The organism is Cryobacterium sp. TS_SC_7 (assembly GCF_056156285.1).
In genome coordinates this window covers 2,101,679-2,115,621 of the sequence record NZ_CM149589.1, presented here as the reverse complement: position 1 = coordinate 2,115,621, position 13,943 = coordinate 2,101,679, and the positions used below count along the sequence as shown (strand labels likewise).

The window sequence follows — 13,943 nt, the reverse complement described above, 5'->3', positions numbered from 1 at the left end:
GTCACCTCACCCACCTCATCCATCAACACCCCAAAGGAATACACAATGAAGTCCTCCTCATTTCGCAAAATCGCGGCACTGACCGCCACCGCCGCCCTGATCCTGGTGGGCACCACGGCCTGCGGCCGGGGCGGCGGGGACGAGGCGTCCGGCACGAAGATCGTGATGGCCCTCTCCACCCTGAACAACCCGTTCTTCGTGGAACTGCGAGACGGCGCCCAGGCCGCCGCCGACGAAGCCGGCGTGCAGCTGAACATCGTCGACGCGCAGAATGACTCGGCCACGCAGGCCAACCAGCTCGCCACCGCCGCCTCGGGTGGAACCAAGGCCGTCATCGTGAACCCGGTCGACTCCGACGCCGCCTCCTCCTCCGTGAACGACCTGCTCAGCGCCGACATCCCCGTCATCGGCGTCGACCGCACCGTCAACGGCGCCGACCTGAACTCGCTCGTCGCCAGCGACAACGTGGCCGGAGGCCGTCAGGCCGCCGACGAACTCGCCAAGGCCATGGGCGAAAAGGGCAGCGTCATCCACCTGCAGGGTGTCTCCGGCACCTCGGCCAGCCGCGACCGCGGCCAGGGCTTCGAAGAGGGCATGAAGGCCTACCCGGACATCACCGTGGTGGCCAAGCAGACCGCCAACTTCGACCGTGCCGCCGCGCTCGACGTGACCACCAACCTGCTGCAGTCCAACCCCGCCGTGACCGGCCTGTTCGCCGAGAACGACGAAATGGCCCTCGGCGCCATCCAGGCGCTCGGCTCGCGTGCCGGCACCGAGGTCTCGGTCGTCGGCTTCGACGGCACGTCCGACGGACTCGCCGCCATCGAGGCAGGCACCCTGGTCGCCACCATCGCGCAGCAGCCGGCCGAACTCGGCAAGCTCTCCGTTGAACTCGCCATCAAGGCCATCGCGGGCGACAAGATCGAGAAGACCGTCCCGGTTGAGGTCGTCTCCGTCACGAAGACGAATGTCGGCGACTTCACCAAGTGAATGACATTGCCGGCACGGTCGTCGTCGTCGGGTCGATCAACGTCGACCAGCTGATCACCATCGAACGCCACCCGCTGCCCGGTGAGACCCTCATCGGAACGTCGATGGAGTTCCTCCCCGGAGGGAAAGGGGCCAACCAAGCCGTCGCGGCCGCCCAGCTGGGCGCCACGGTGCGCATGGTCGGCCTCGTGGGCCGGGACCCGCAGGCCGAGGTCGCGACCGCGATCCTCACCCGCGCCGGAGTGGACCTCTCGCACGTGCACGCGGTGGACGGCCCGACCGGGCTGGCACTGGTCACCGTGGACGCCGGCGGGGAGAACACCATCGTGATCATCCCCGGCGCCAACGCCCAGCTGGGCGCGGAGGCCGTTGAGGCCGGCGCGTCCGTCATCGCCGAAGCCGCCGTCGTGGTGCTGCAGGGTGAGATCCCCGCAGCCGGCATCGTGGCGGCCATGCGGCTGGCCACGGGCCGCGTGGTGCTGAACCTGGCACCCGTGATCGAACTGGATGCCGCGAGCATCCGTCGTGCCGACCCGCTGGTCGTCAACGAGCACGAGGCTGCCCTCGTGCTCGCCCAGCTGACCCCGAACACCGTCATCCCCACCGAGGACGCCGAGCTCGTCGCCCGGCTCCTCGAAGCGGGGATTCCCTCCGTCGTGCTCACCCGCGGCGCGAAGGGCGCCATCTGCGCCGACCGGGACGGCACGCACAGCGTGGCGTCGCCCCGGGTCGTCGCGGTGGACAGCTCGGGGGCCGGGGACGCGTTCGTCGGTGCCCTCAGCGCGCAGCTGGCGGCCGGGTCGAGCCTTTCCGAGGCCGTGCGCCGAGCCGTGCGCGTCGGCGCCTTCGCGGTGCAGGGGCGTGGAACGCAGACGTCGTATCCGTCCCTGGCCGACGAACTGCCGCAGGTGCACGCATGAAGCGCCGCGGCATCCTGAACGCCGACCTCTCCGGCGCTCTGGCCCGCCTCGGGCACACGGATGTCGTTCTCCTCGCGGATTGCGGCATGCCGATCCCGGCCGGCGTGCCCGTGATCGACCTGGCGCTGGTGCACGGTGTGCCGCGCTTCGAGCAGGTGCTCGACGCCCTGCTCGAGGAGATGGTGTTCCAGCATTGCGTGGCCGCGGAGGAGGCGAAGACCGCCCCCGCGGGCACGTGGCTGGCCGACCGGTTCGACGCGATCGAATACATCAGCCACTCCGAACTGAAACAGCTCTCGGCCTCGGCCAAGCTGTTCATCCGCTCGGGTGAGGCGACGCCGTTCGCGAACGCGGCGCTGGTCTGCGGCGTTTCGTTCTAGTCGCCTGGTTCTCGAACGGACCCGGCGCCGCTAGGGGTGACGGATGCCGTTGCCCGCCAACACGGCCCGGTAGCCTTCGCGGTAGGTCGGGTAGCGGAACGTGAACCCCGTGTCGAGTAACAGCCGGTTGCGGAGGCGCTTGTCGCCTCCGCGCCGGCTTTCGCGCGTTGCGGCGGATGCTCCCGCGGCCGCCGCGGCCTCCTCCGCCGGTGTCGCCTCCGCCGCCGGGGCCGGCAGGCCGAGCTCCCCGGCCAGGAAGACCAGCACCTCGTTGCTGCGCACTGGAGCGCTGTCGACGCCCAGATAGAGGGGAGCGGGCTCCTCCGCGCGCAGCATCAGGTGCACGATCGCCGCCGCGGCGTCGTCACGGTGGATTCGGTTCGTGTGCCGGGCCGAGGCTGACAGGGTGGCGCGGCCGCCCCGCACCTGGGCGATCAGCCGCTCCCGGCCGGGGCCGTAGATGCCCGACAGCCGGAAAATGACGGCCTGGGGGAGTCGGGCGTGCAGCAGCTGTTCGGCTTCGAGCAGGATGGCGTCGGTGCCCGGCTTCGGGTTCGCCGTCGTCTGCTCGTCGACCCAGCTTGCGTCGGACACGTCGTAGACGGCGGTCGATGACACCAGGAGCACCCGGCGGGGGGTGACGCGGGCCTCGTCGAGGGCGTCGAGGAGGTTCCGGAGGCCGTCGACGTAGGCCGCCCGGTAAGCCGCGGGGTCAGGGTTGCCGGGCGCGATGGCCACGACCACGATCTCGGTGTCGACCGGCACGGCCGGTTTCTGCGCGCTGAGGTCGACGGACTGCCCCTCGATTTCGGCGGGGAGCACGGCCGCGTTGCGGCGCAGTCCCACCACGTGGTGGCCGAGTGCCGCGAAGCGCAGGCCGACTTCCGTGCCGAGGTCGCCGCATCCTGCAATGAGTACCGTCATCTCGCTCCTTCGTTTGCCTGCAACGCTAGCGGCCCTCACTGAATGCGAGCAGCGTCGCCCGGTAGGCTCACACCGTGAGCGAAACATTCCGCAGCATGCTGCGTTCCCTGCCGGATTTCCCCGCGGATCTTCCGGTTTTCGACCCGGCCTCGGCCCCGGAAGACCCGGCCGAGTTGTTCCGGGTCTGGCTCGACGAGGCCCTCGCGGCCGGAGTCCCCCAGCCGCACTCCTTCAGTCTCGCGACCGTTGGCGCCGAGGGAATGCCGTCGTCGCGCATGCTCATCCTCAAGAACCTCGACGCCGAGGGCTGGCACTTCGCCTCCTCACGGCTGTCACGCAAGGGCCGGGAGCTGACGGAGCATCCGGTGGCCGCGATGAATTTCTTTTGGTCGGCGCTCGGCCGTCAGGTTCGCGTGGTCGGCCCGGTCGTCGAATTGTCGGCGGATGCCTCGGCAGCCGACTGGTCCGAGCGGCCCAGCACCGACGGAACACCCAACCCCACCTGGCAGCTCTACGCCCTGCGCCCGGTCGAGGTCGAGTTCTGGCAGGCCGACCCCGGCCGTAAGCACGTGCGGCACCGCTACCTGATTCCCGCCGAGGGCTGAACCCCGGCGTCGGCGCGCGCCTACTTCCAGCGGCGCGCGGATCCGGCGAGGAACTGCACGTAGCCGACCAGCGAGGCGTAGGAGCACAGCACCTGGTAACCGAGCAGGAACGTCAGATAGCCGAATCGGTTGCGGCGCACGTGCAGTCCGAGCGGGCCGAACACGCGATTGCTCTGGAAAGCGCGCAGGCTTCCGTAGATCACCAGCGTGATCGGGAGCACGGCCAGCGCCCAGACCGAGACGACGGCCGTGTTGCCGACGGCGACGAACAGCACCAGGCCGGGCGCCCAGATCAGCCCGTAGCCGATGTCGAGCAGCGGGATCAGGTAGTCGATGCCGCTGATGGTTCCGGCCAGACGGTGCTTCTGACGCCACGGCGGCACCGCGCGCAGACCCTCGAACATGCCGCGAGCCCAGCGGGCGCGCTGCCGCATGAAGTGCAGGACGGTGGTCGGCGCCTCGGTGAACGCCACAGCGGTAGGTTCGAACAGCACCCGTCCGCCCTGCTCCAGCAGCTTCCAGGTCACCACGATGTCCTCGCCGATGGCATCCGGCCAGCCGCCGATGGCCGTGACATTCGCGGTGCGGTAGACCGAGAATGCGCCCTGGGCCACGAGGGTGGACCGGTACAGCCCCTGCATCCGCTTCACCGCGGCGATGCCGAGGTAGTAGTCCCACTCCTGCATGCGGGTGAGCAGATTGACACGGGAGTTGCGCACGAGCACCGCGCCGGCCACGGCCACCGTATCGGCCGGTGACGATTCGAGCCGGGAGATCAGGCGACGCAGAGCCTCACGGTGCAGCAGCGTGTCCGCGTCGACGGTGATCACATACGGCGTGGTGACCTGGCGGAGTGCCGTGTTCAGCGCATGTGACTTGCCGGGTGCCGGTTCCCGCGCGACCAGCAGTGCCACGTCGGCTTCGGCTGCTGCGAGCTCGGCGAACCGGGCCGTGGCGTCCTCGGAGCCGTTGTCGGCGAGGATCACCGTCACGGGCCCGGCGTAGTCGCTGCCTCCGATGCAGCGGATGGTCTCGCGGATGCCGTCCTGTTCGTTGCGGGCCGCCACAATGATGGTCAGCGGGGTGACCGGGTTGCTCACCCGGAACGGCGGCTGGCGATCCAGCAGCAGCGACAGGCTCAACAGCGCGACCACGAAGCCCGGCAGGAAGGCGACCAGGGAGACGATGATCCACGCCGCCGGGTCGCCGGTCAGGCGAGACAAATCCGTGATCCACGGCAACGAGATCCAAACGGATGCACCGGTCCAGCTGAGTGCGAACAGAACGGACAGCACGAATTTCACGGTGACGGACAGGTAGAACCGGTGTCCAGGCGCTCGGTGCGGCGAGGGCGAGGTTCGTGGTGTCGGCGGTGGCGCCGGGTCGTCGCCCCGGCGCGGGTGGAGCGCGGTCATGTGTGCCCCAGGTGCGGGACGTGTGAGTCACGGCTGCTGCACCTGGCCCCCAGGTGGTTAGGTCAAATCTACGCCGCGGCGGGTGCGGCGCGGAGGCTCCGAAGACACCAGTTCAGGGGTGATCGAGTCGGCTTAGAAGTCCTCGTAGGTGAAGGCCTCATCGGAGAGGAGCTGCGTCCAGGGCTCCGGTCGTGGTTCCGGGAGATGGACCCGCTGCACTGTGACGGTCGAGTTCGGAGTGATCAGCAGGGAAGTCAGGAATCCGGCGGAATTGGTCACATCGATGAATCCGCCGCCGCGCTGCACGGCGGCGGCGACGGAGGTCTTCCATGCCGCCAGGTCATCGATTGTGTCGACCACGTAGCGGTCGCCATTCACGGTCAGACGGTACTCGTTCATCGATGCAGACCTGTCTCTCAGCGAACACCGAGGCGCTACGGGTGGCCCGGCAGAGTTCGGATGATGCCGTAGGGAATTGGCGTCGGGGCTTAATCTATAGCCATTAGTTTGGATTTCAAACTATTCCAAGTTCGTGATATTCCATGTTGGAAGAACAGTGCAGTCATCGCTAGGGTAGAGGCGGATTCGCCGGGGCTCCGGTTGTATTCGCGTCGTCGCTGTCGGGAGAAACCATGTTCAAGGAAAGCGGCTCCGTCCAGGTGCTCGAGGGTGTCACCGCCGCGGTGATAGTCCTGCTCCGGGCGTTGGACAAGACCCGTGCGGGGATGGCGGCGGAAGCCGGCTTGACGGGGTCGGAGATTCGAGTGCTCTTTCGGATTTCGGAGGCAGGCCGGGTGACACCGAAGACGTTGGCTGGGTCCACAGGCCTGTCAATGGGCGCGGTCACGGCGATCTGTGACCGACTGGTTGCCCGGAACGTGGTGCGTCGAGTTGCCAACCCGGCAGACCGGCGCAGCCTGTTTCTGGAACTGACGCTGGCGGGCGAGACGCTGATGGACAGCATTTACGGCGATTTTCGTGCACGGGTCGGCACAGTCCAGGGCCAAATGTCGGACGAAGAGCAGTCGCTGCTCGCGGCGCAGTTGCTCAGTATCGCTGCGGCGCTCGGCTACGACCTGGAGGACGGCCTTGCCGGAACGCAGATTCCAGCAGTCAGGAGCGCCTGACGGATGGTGCAGAATCTTCCGATTCGCCATCGGCGGAGTACGTTCGGACTATGACGTGGGCAGGTCTCAATCGAAGCAGAAATCGGAAGCGCAGGTACGAGTGCCATGCGTGATCGATTTGAAGCCACCGAAGGCGCGTTGACCGCATTGGCGGGAGATGAGTCGCGGCTGTATGAGCCCTTGCTGGGGGTGCTGCCGGTGGACGGGTTGTCCATTTCGACGTTCGGCGACTTCCTGCCTGCCGAAACGGTCTCGGCCAGCGACGCGCAATCGATACGACTGGACGAGTTGCAATTGGATCTGGGCGAAGGCCCCTGTTGGGATGCGCTGGCGACCCGGGCCCCGATTCTCGAGCCCGACATCCGTCACAGGCCGACACGGGTGTGGCCGGTCTTCTCGGAGGCCATCATCGATGACGACCTGGGTGCCCTGTTCGCCTTTCCCCTGCTGCTGGGGCCCCTGCGAATCGGGGCGATCGACCTGTACACGACCAGGCCGGGACACCTCAGCGATCTGAACATCCGGCAGACCTCCGGGCTCGCGACCGTTGTCAGCCGCCTCGTGCTCGCTCGAGCCATCCGGCTGGCCGAGGGCGACATCGAGGGCGGTGCAGAATCCAGCCGACAGTTCTCCCGGCGCGAGGTGCATCAGGCCACGGGCATGGTGCTGGCGCAACTGGGGATTGCCGCCACAGACGCTCTGCTGGTCATCCAGGGCCATGCATTCGCCGCCGGCCGGCCGATGCAGGAGATCGCGCAGGAGATCATCGACCGGCGACTGAGTTTTGCGGTGAATGAGAATCAGATCGAGGGCTCTCATGATTGAGGCAACGAGAGAAGACCGCCTGATCGAGACGTTCGCGACCCTGGCGGACACCCTGGTCGCCGGTTACGACGTGGTGGATCTCCTGCAAACCCTGGTGGAAAGCTGCGCCGACCTCCTGGACATTGCGGCGGCGGGCATCCTCCTGGCCGACGCAGACGGTGAGCTCGAGGTCGTCGCCTCGACCAGCGAAGCCAGCCGGCTGGTCGAGGTCATGCAGCTGAGCGCCCGGGCAGGTCCGTGCGTGCAGTGCTTCACCACGGGCACGGTCGTGTCGCTTCCGGATGTGGAGGACAGCCCGCCGGCGTGGCTGCGCTTTCGGGACAGCGCCAGGGAGCAGGGTTTCGCTGCGGTCACGGCGATTCCGTTGCGGTTGCGGGAGACGACGATCGGCGCTCTCAACCTGCTGTCCACGGTTCCCGGGGCCCTGCGGCAGCAGGATGTGCGGGCAGCCCAGGCGTTGGCCGATGTGGCCACGATCGGGATTCTGCAGGAACGCACGCTCCGAGAGAGCAATTCGGTGCGGGAGCAACTGACGAGCGCGTTGACGTCCCGAGTCGTGATCGAACAAGCCAAAGGTGTGATTTCGCATTCGCGCGGAGTCTCGATGGAGGAAGCGTTCGTTCTGCTCCGCACCTACGCTCGCAGCAACCGCGTGATGCTGTCCCAGGTTGCCCAGGGGCTCGTGGATCAGACGCTCGTCATCTGACCCCGGGGTGGGTGTTCTTCTCTTGAGAACACTCGATCCGGCGCGTACGATTGATGTTCAAATCTTTGGACAGGTCCTTATGTTTGATAGTGACGAATCCTCATGTCAATGCGGACGTGTTGGCGTGACCGTGACCGAGGTCAGCTCGTGAGCTCGCCGGATCAGGAATCCCCAACCGAAGAATCGGAGCAACCCGAGTCCGATCCGGCTCATCCCTGGCTGACCGCAGCTCCGACCATCGTGCCGCCTGCCACGACGGCACGATTCAGTCGGGGACCGACGGACACCTTCGGCTACTATCTGCGGAAAATCGGCAGAGTGGCCCTTCTCACCGCGGAGGAAGAGGTCGACCTGGCCCGGCGGATGGAGGTCGGCCTGTTCGCGGCAGAGAGACTCTCCCGGGGTGCCACGGAACCGGATCTGACCCGGGAGTTGGAGTGGCTGGCCCGAGACGGTGACCGGGCGAAGTGCCGGTTCATCGAGGCGAACCTGCGTCTGGTGGTCAGCGTTGCCAAGCACTACTCCGGCCACGGGATTCCCATTATGGATCTCGTTCAGGACGGCAACATCGGGCTGCTGCGGGCGGTGGAGAAATTCGATTTCACCACCGGATACAAGTTTTCCACCTACGGAATCTGGTGGATCCGGCAGTCCATTCACCGCGGCATGGTCGGCACCGCCCGAACGATTCGGATCCCGGTGCACACCGTGGAAAAGCTCAACAGGCTCAAGCGCCTTCGCCGTGACCTCACCGGCATCCTGCGTCGCGAGCCCACCCTGGCGGAGTTGGCCGAGGAGAGCCGGATTCCCGTGGCCGACGTGCGCGCCTTGCTCGACTGGGACAGTGAGCCGATCTCGTATCAGACCCCGCTCGGCGAGGGTCTGGCCGATATCTCCGAGCTGATCATGGACGGCGACCTGCCGCAGCCCGACGAATACGCAGAACTGGCTCTGCGCCGGTCTGATATCACCTTCCATCTCGATGCGCTGCCGACCCGGGAGCGCATGATCCTGGAAGCCCGCTTCGGGTTCAACGGCGATCAACCCCGAACGCTCGACCAAATCGCCGCCCGGGAGGGCGTGACCCGGGAACGAATCCGGCAGATCGAGAAGCGGGCCCTGGCGATGATGCGGGTACCGGCACTCGAGCTCTATCTCAGAGAGTAGAACTCGTCGGCGAACCCGCACCCCGTTGCCGGGAATCTGCTTACGACCCCGAAATTCCTTGCCTGATCCTGTGACGAACGTCGTCCGAGATACGACTACGTCATAAGAGATCAGTAGAGGAGCACTCACCATGGCGACACACGACTCATCCGGTTCACCGATCAATTCCGGTTCACCGATCAATTCCGATTCACATATCAATGGCGGCACACCGATCAATCGAAACGTCGATGACCACGGTTCCGGCGCTGCGGTGTCCGCGGGCGCCGGGGCGACCACCCGCGACGAGGTCGGTGGCCGCGAACAGGTCGTCGTCCGCGACGAGACCCGCTTCGGCGGGATCCAGTGGGGATCGGCCTTCTTCGGTTGGCTGACAGCCACCGGGACCGCAGTCATCCTGACCGCCCTGTTCGCCGCAGCCGGAGCCGCAGTCGGCCTGGGTGGGTCGGATTCCGCTGACCAGGCAGCCGGAAACGTTGCCGAGAACGCCGATACCATCGCACTGGTCGGTGCCATTGTGCTGGCCGTCGTGGTGTTCGTGGCCTACCTGTGCGGCGGCTACGTTGCCGGTCGCATGGCCCGCTTCAGCGGCGTCAAGCAGGGAATCGCGGTCTGGGTGTGGGCGATCGTGATCGCTGCCGTGGCCGGAATCATCGGTGTCATCGCCGGGGGTGAGCTCAACGTTCTCGGGAATCTGAACAGCCTGCCGAGCATCCCGCTCAATTCGGGAGACCTCACCGCGGGCAGCATCATCACCGCGCTCGTCATCGTTCTGGTCAGCCTCCTCGGCGCGATCGTCGGCGGACTCGCCGGGATGCGTTTCCACCGTCGCGTGGACCGCGCAGTCCTCGGCCGCTGACTCCAGGATGGGCGGGCTGCTCGGCCACGCCGCTTCCGCACGTTCGCTCGCACATCATCAAACGAAAAGAGATCGTCATGGCACGACTGCTCAAGTACATCCCCGTTGTTCTGACCCTGGTCGTCAAGTATCTGCGCAGCCCGCAGGGGAAAGCGGCGATTCAGAAGGCGCGGTCGTCGCGGCGCCGACCGAGGACCGCCGGCGCCACCCGTCCGAGGTCCTGAGAAAGTCGCCGAGGGCGCGGAGTAGTGGGCTCTTCCAAGGATGGGCGCGTAATGTCGTTTAAGGAGTTCGGTGAATCGGGGCTCGCCACACCCGCCGATGTCGCTTCGACGTCGCAAGGCATCCCGAACTCGTCATCACCTAAGGACGCACCACAATGACATCCACCCTTTCCCTCGACTCCGCATCGTCCCTCGACGCCGCCACTGTCGCCCGATACATCGACCACACTCTTCTGAAGCCCGAGGCCACCGACGCCGACGTGGCGGCGCTGATCGCCGAGGCCGCCGAGCTCGGAACCTACTCGATCTGTGTCTCCCCTTCGATGCTGCCGCTCCGCATCCCCGCCGGCGCCGACGTCAAGGTCGCGGTTGTCTGCGGTTTCCCCAGCGGTAAGCACCACAGCGTCATCAAGGCCGCCGAGGCCGCCCTGGCCATTGAGCAGGGCGCGGACGAGGTCGACATGGTCATCGACATCGGCGCGGCCAAGGCCGGCCGGTTCGACGACGTGCAGGCCGACATCGCGGCCGTGCGGGCCGCGATCCCGGCTCCGCTGGTGCTCAAGGTGATCATCGAGTCCGCAGCGCTGACGGATGCCGAGATCGTCGGCGTGTGCCAGGCATCCGTTGCTGCCGGTGCCGACTTCGTCAAGACCTCCACCGGCTTCCACCCGGCCGGCGGCGCGACCGTGCACGCCGTGCGTCTGATGAAGCAGACCGTAGGCGACCGGGCAGAGGTCAAGGCATCCGGCGGAGTTCGCAGCTTCGACGACGCACTGGCCCTGATCGAGGCCGGCGCAACCCGACTCGGCGTCTCCGGTAGCGCAGCACTGCTCTCCGGTGCCACTCCGGCCGGCGCGGCCGGCAGCTACTAACCGCCTCGGACCACCGGTGCCGCGCCCGCGTTCGCATGCGGGCGCTGACACTGGCACGCTTGACCCATGACTCACACCATGACTGCGGCCGTTCTGACGAAGTTCGGTGGCCCCGAGGTGCTGGAGCTGCACCACGAGTGGCCCCGTCCACAGCCCTTGGATCACCAGGTTCTGGTCAGGGTGAGCGCGGCCGCGGTCAACAACACCGACATCTGGACCCGCCAGGGAGCCTACGGCCTGCCGGAGGACCCCGCCGCGCAGGCCGGCTGGCTGGGGTCGTTCGACTTCCCGCGCATCCAGGGTGGGGATATCACCGGTGTCGTCGTCGAGGTCGGGCGGAATGTCACGGGGGAGCTGATCGGCCGCCGGGTTCTTGTGGACCCTGCCCTCTACGGATCCGAGGACGAGAACGCGTCACCGGTGGGATACCTGGGCAGCGAGGCCGATGGCGGGTTCGCGCAGTATGTCGCCGTGGACGCGTCCCACGCCCATGACGTGCAGGAGTCCCCGCTGTCTGACGAGCAGCTGGCGTGCCTGCCCGTGGCCTTTGGCACGGCGATCGGCATGCTTGAACGCGCGCACGTGCAGGGTGGCGAGACCGTGCTGGTGACGGGAGCGTCCGGGGGTGTCGGTCTCGCTCTCGTTCAGCTCGCAGCGGCCCGGGGCGCGCGCGTTCTGGCGATCACCAGTGGGTCCAAGGGGACGGCGGTGCTCGCGAACGGGGCAACCCAGGTGTTCAACCGGGATGCACCGGACATGCTCGCCGAGATCGCCGCCGCCGCTCCGGCGGGGTTGGACGTGGTCGCGGACATCGCCGGCGGCCCGGGGCTCTCGGCCCTGATGCCGCTGCTTCGGGACAACGGGCGATGGGTGATCGCGGGGGCCGTGGCCGGGCCGGTGATCGAGTTCGACCTTCGTCGCCTCTACCTGCACAACGTGCAGTTGATCGGCTCCTCCATGCACACCCGGGTTCACTTCCGCCGGCTGGTCGAGCTCGCCCGGGCCGGGGATGTCCGCCCCCAGGTCAGCAGCACGTTCGCCCTGACCGAGATAGCAGACGCCCAGCGGGAGTTCTCCGCCCGGCGCCACATCGGCAAGATCGTCATCCTCCCGACCCACCCCTCGTAGAGCCGCCCGCGGCGGGTTGGCCGCAGCCCCGGGACAGGTCAGGCCTCGGTCACCTGGCCGTTGTCGACCTGCCAGTGCCGGTCCGTGTGCACGTTGGCCAGCATCCGTCGGTCGTGGGTGACCAGCAGCAGTGTGCCCTCGTAGGACTCGAGGGCCTGCTCGAGCTGCTCGATGGCGGCCAGGTCCAGGTGGTTCGTGGGCTCGTCGAGCACGAGCAGGTTGATGCCGCGGGCCTGCAACAGCGCCAGGCCGGCGCGGGTGCGCTCGCCGGGGGAGAGGTCGGCGGCGGGGCGGTTGACGTGGTCGGCTTTGAGCCCGAACTTCGCGAGCAGGGTGCGCACCTCGGCCGTGGACAGGTCGGGCACAAGCTCCTCGAAACTGATGGCGAGGGGCCGGGTGCCGCCCAGCTGGGCCCGGGCCTGGTCGATTTCGCCGATACTCACGCTGGCCCCGAGGTCGGCCGTGCCCTCATCCGGAACCTGCCGCCCCAGCAGCGCGCGCAGCAGTGTGGACTTTCCGGCGCCGTTGGGGCCGGTGATGCCGATGCGCTCGCCCGCGTTGACCTGCAGGGACACCGGGCCGAGGGTGAAATCGCCCTGGCGGAGAACCGCGTTGCTCAGCGTGGACACCACCGAGCTCGACCGCGGCGCTGCGCCGATCGTGAATTCGAGCTGCCACTCCTTGCGCGGCTCGTCGACCTCCTCGAGGCGCGCGATGCGGCTCTCCATCTGCCGCACCTTCTGCGCCTGCTTCTCACTGGACTCGGCGGATGCCTTGCGCCGGATCTTGTCGTTGTCGGGTGCCTTCTTCAGGGCGTTCCGCACGCCCTGGCTCGACCATTCCCGCTGGGTGCGGGCCCGGCCCACGAGGTCGGCCTTCTTCTCCGCGAACTCGTCGTAGTGCTCGCGCTTGTGCCGGCGGTCCGTCTCGCGCTCCTCCAGGTAGGAGTCGTAACCGCCGCCGAACACCCGGTTCGCGCCCTGCGCGAGGTCGAGTTCGAGCACGCGCGTCACGCACCGGGCCAGGAACTCACGGTCATGGCTGACGAGCACGACCCCGCCGCGCAGGCCCGTGACGAAGGACTCCAGCCGTGCCAGGCCGTCGAGGTCGAGGTCGTTGGTGGGCTCGTCGAGCAGCACGACGTCGAAGCGGGACAGCAGCAGGGCAGCGAGCCCGACCCGCGCGGCCTGACCGCCGGAAAGGGACGTCATCAGGGTGGCGTCGGCGGCGCCGAGGGTGAGGCCGAGCTCGGCGAGCACCACGGGCATCCGCTCATCAAGGTCGGCGGCGCCGCTGGCCAGCCACCGTTCCAGGGCGGCGGAGTAGACGTCGGCGGGATCGAGGCCGTCCGGGCGCGGGGCAGGCGAGAGATCACCGAGAGCGGATGCCGCGGCATCCATCTCGAGGGTCGCCTGGGCGCAGCCGGTGCGCCGGGCCACGTAGCCGGCCACGGTCTCGCCGGGAACACGCTCGTGCTCCTGCGGCAGCCAGCCGACGAAGGCGTCGGCCGGCGCGAGGCTCACGGTGCCGGCCTGAGGCTCGGCCAGGCCCGCGAGCAGGCTCAGCAGGGTGGACTTGCCCGATCCGTTCACGCCGACGACGCCGACGACGTCGCCGGGCGCCACGGTGAGGTCGAGCGACTCGAAGAGTGTGCGGTGCGCGTACCCGCCGGCCAGGCCCTTGGCCACGAGTGTTGCGGTCATCCGTCTATTTTCTCAGACTCCCGCCGTGCCCGCGTGCCCGCGTGCCCGCCGTGTCGTCCGCCGGGGGTTCGAGGTCGCGGCGCACCCTGTGGAAGTGG

16 protein-coding genes are annotated in these 13,943 nt (G+C 67.8%); 12 read left to right on the top strand and 4 right to left on the bottom strand.

Annotated elements, in window-relative coordinates; translation table 11 throughout:
• The first annotated feature begins 45 nt into the window (after positions 1 to 45).
• From AC0J5J_RS09695 to rbsD, 3 genes are read left to right on the top strand one after another with little or no spacing between them, the layout of a single operon-like run.
• Positions 46 to 990, top strand: coding sequence for a substrate-binding domain-containing protein (locus AC0J5J_RS09695; RefSeq protein ID WP_134425889.1), 945 nt, complete (start codon positions 46 to 48; stop codon positions 988 to 990).
• Positions 987 to 1,910: a ribokinase gene (locus tag AC0J5J_RS09690; protein WP_474897757.1), complete on the top strand. Its 924-nt coding sequence runs from the start codon at positions 987 to 989 to the stop codon at positions 1,908 to 1,910. Before AC0J5J_RS09695 ends, AC0J5J_RS09690 begins: the two co-directional genes overlap by 4 nt.
• Positions 1,907 to 2,290, top strand: coding sequence for a D-ribose pyranase (gene rbsD, locus AC0J5J_RS09685; protein ID WP_134425890.1), 384 nt, complete (start codon positions 1,907 to 1,909; stop codon positions 2,288 to 2,290). Before AC0J5J_RS09690 ends, rbsD begins: the two co-directional genes overlap by 4 nt.
• 30 nt (positions 2,291 to 2,320) lie before the next feature.
• Here the strand turns inward: rbsD and AC0J5J_RS09680 are convergent, their stop codons facing one another.
• Positions 2,321 to 3,214, bottom strand: a complete 894-nt coding sequence (locus AC0J5J_RS09680; protein WP_134425891.1) for an NAD-dependent epimerase/dehydratase family protein — start codon at positions 3,212 to 3,214, stop codon at positions 2,321 to 2,323.
• 74 nt (positions 3,215 to 3,288) lie between these two features.
• Here AC0J5J_RS09680 and AC0J5J_RS09675 point away from each other — a divergent pair, with 74 nt between their 5' ends.
• Positions 3,289 to 3,819, top strand: a complete 531-nt coding sequence (locus tag AC0J5J_RS09675) for a pyridoxine/pyridoxamine 5'-phosphate oxidase (protein WP_134425892.1) — start codon at positions 3,289 to 3,291, stop codon at positions 3,817 to 3,819.
• A gap of 20 nt (positions 3,820 to 3,839) precedes the next feature.
• On the opposite strand, the gene AC0J5J_RS09670 is transcribed toward AC0J5J_RS09675, so the two are convergent.
• Both AC0J5J_RS09670 and AC0J5J_RS09665 read right to left on the bottom strand, forming a co-directional pair.
• Positions 3,840 to 5,114 (bottom strand): glycosyltransferase family 2 protein, encoded by a 1,275-nt coding sequence (locus tag AC0J5J_RS09670; RefSeq protein WP_474897755.1) that lies wholly within the window; start codon positions 5,112 to 5,114, stop codon positions 3,840 to 3,842.
• A 252-nt stretch (positions 5,115 to 5,366) separates the two neighbouring features.
• Positions 5,367 to 5,633: a hypothetical protein gene (locus AC0J5J_RS09665; RefSeq protein ID WP_134425894.1), complete on the bottom strand. Its 267-nt coding sequence runs from the start codon at positions 5,631 to 5,633 to the stop codon at positions 5,367 to 5,369.
• Positions 5,634 to 5,866: 233 nt separating this feature from the next.
• Between AC0J5J_RS09665 and AC0J5J_RS09660 the strand changes: the two genes are divergently transcribed.
• The 8 genes from AC0J5J_RS09660 (at position 5,867) to AC0J5J_RS09625 (ending at position 12,142) form a co-directional block, all read left to right on the top strand.
• Positions 5,867 to 6,361: a MarR family winged helix-turn-helix transcriptional regulator gene (locus tag AC0J5J_RS09660; protein ID WP_474897753.1), complete on the top strand. Its 495-nt coding sequence runs from the start codon at positions 5,867 to 5,869 to the stop codon at positions 6,359 to 6,361.
• A gap of 105 nt (positions 6,362 to 6,466) precedes the next feature.
• Positions 6,467 to 7,186: a GAF and ANTAR domain-containing protein gene (locus tag AC0J5J_RS09655; RefSeq protein WP_134425896.1), complete on the top strand. Its 720-nt coding sequence runs from the start codon at positions 6,467 to 6,469 to the stop codon at positions 7,184 to 7,186.
• On the top strand, positions 7,179 to 7,892 hold the full coding sequence (locus AC0J5J_RS09650; protein ID WP_134425897.1) for a GAF and ANTAR domain-containing protein: 714 nt from the start codon (positions 7,179 to 7,181) through the stop codon (positions 7,890 to 7,892). The genes AC0J5J_RS09655 and AC0J5J_RS09650 overlap by 8 nt, the downstream gene beginning before the upstream one ends.
• 102 nt (positions 7,893 to 7,994) lie before the next feature.
• Positions 7,995 to 9,059 (top strand): sigma-70 family RNA polymerase sigma factor, encoded by a 1,065-nt coding sequence (locus AC0J5J_RS09645; RefSeq protein ID WP_474897751.1) that lies wholly within the window; start codon positions 7,995 to 7,997, stop codon positions 9,057 to 9,059.
• Between the two features lie 130 nt (positions 9,060 to 9,189).
• On the top strand, positions 9,190 to 9,918 hold the full coding sequence (locus tag AC0J5J_RS09640) for a hypothetical protein (RefSeq protein WP_474897749.1): 729 nt from the start codon (positions 9,190 to 9,192) through the stop codon (positions 9,916 to 9,918).
• Between the two features lie 77 nt (positions 9,919 to 9,995).
• Entirely contained in the window at positions 9,996 to 10,142 is a 147-nt protein-coding gene (locus AC0J5J_RS09635; protein ID WP_166785592.1) for a hypothetical protein, read from the top strand.
• Positions 10,143 to 10,297: 155 nt separating this feature from the next.
• A complete protein-coding gene (deoC, locus tag AC0J5J_RS09630; protein WP_474897747.1) occupies positions 10,298 to 11,014 on the top strand; it encodes a deoxyribose-phosphate aldolase in 717 nt (238 codons plus the stop codon).
• Between the two features lie 66 nt (positions 11,015 to 11,080).
• Positions 11,081 to 12,142 carry a zinc-binding dehydrogenase gene (locus tag AC0J5J_RS09625; protein WP_474897746.1) on the top strand — a complete coding sequence of 354 codons (1,062 nt, stop codon included), beginning with the start codon at positions 11,081 to 11,083 and terminating at the stop codon, positions 12,140 to 12,142.
• A 38-nt stretch (positions 12,143 to 12,180) separates the two neighbouring features.
• Here the strand turns inward: AC0J5J_RS09625 and AC0J5J_RS09620 are convergent, their stop codons facing one another.
• Positions 12,181 to 13,845 (bottom strand): ABC-F family ATP-binding cassette domain-containing protein, encoded by a 1,665-nt coding sequence (locus AC0J5J_RS09620; protein ID WP_474897744.1) that lies wholly within the window; start codon positions 13,843 to 13,845, stop codon positions 12,181 to 12,183.
• Positions 13,846 to 13,943 lie beyond the last annotated feature (98 nt).